This window comes from Priestia sp. BR_2 (assembly GCF_041954005.1).
Classification (GTDB): Bacteria; Bacillota; Bacilli; order Paenibacillales; family Paenibacillaceae; genus Paenibacillus_AQ; species Paenibacillus_AQ lautus_A.
Genome location: NZ_JAVFHM010000050.1, coordinates 1 through 1024, shown reverse-complemented (window position 1 = coordinate 1024; position 1024 = coordinate 1). Strand labels below are relative to the sequence as shown.

The window sequence follows — 1024 nt, the reverse complement described above, 5'->3', positions numbered from 1 at the left end:
GAGATTAGTACACTCATATTTTCATTTAATGAAATGATGACTCACATGAGAATGCTGCGTCAGAAAATAAGTAAAACAAAGAGTACGGTTAGTCACTCCTCAGAGCAATTGCTTGCAAGCATGGAGGAAACAAAAACAGCTGTGACAGAAGTTACGATGTCTATTCAAGAAATTGCTGCGGGTTCTGATAAGCAGTTGCTAAGTGTAGTTGAAACCGAGCAAGCTATGGTGGATATGGCCAAGCTGCTTCAAAAAATGAATGATCATTCTTCAAAGGTACAACAATCGATGAACAGAGCCTCTGAACATGCTTCCACTGGAAATGTTTCGGTGAAAGAGGTGACGAATCAAATGAATAAAATCTATGAATCCGTTAAGATATCCACCAGTGAAGTAAAGGGACTCGAAAATCGTTCTACAGAGATTGGCCGGATTATTGACACGATTACAAGAATTGCTGAACAAACAAATCTTCTTGCACTTAATGCTGCTATTGAAGCTGCAAGGGCTGGAGAACATGGAAAAGGTTTTGCTGTAGTAGCGGGGGAAGTACGTAAGCTAGCGGAAGAATCTAAAACGTCCGCTATACAAATCAGTCATCTGTTAAAAGAAATTGAAGTCCAGGCAAAGCAGGCTTATCGAAACATGGAAATCAATACGGAAGAAGTCACGCTTGGTATTTCCACTGTCGAAGATGTAACTAAACAGTTTTCCACAATTATGGAAGATGTCTTTGCCGCTCAAGAACAAATGAACAAAATGACAAAGGCAACAGGAGAGATTGATGGGTATTCGTTCAAGGTAATGGAGTCTGTCATGGGCCTTTCAGAGGTTGCTAAACAAGCAGCTGCTTACGCTGAAGAAGTAGCTGCGGCTTCACAAGAGGAGTTAGCGTCTATAGAAGAACTTGTGGCGTTGGCAGCTAATTTAAAAGCTGCGGTAAGTGAGTCCAGAAGTCGATCTTGATATGTACGTAATACGCGCAGTTTTCTGCGTGTATTTGTTTTATTTATATCTTTTATAG

The 1024-nt window shown here is 40.5% G+C and carries 1 protein-coding gene; it reads left to right on the top strand.

All coding sequences use genetic code 11. The features are described 5' to 3' along the window. A partial coding sequence (locus tag RB298_RS00605; RefSeq protein WP_486045251.1) for a methyl-accepting chemotaxis protein occupies nt 1-966 on the top strand: 966 nt, incomplete at its 5' end. Nucleotides 967-1024: the final 58 nt, after the last annotated feature.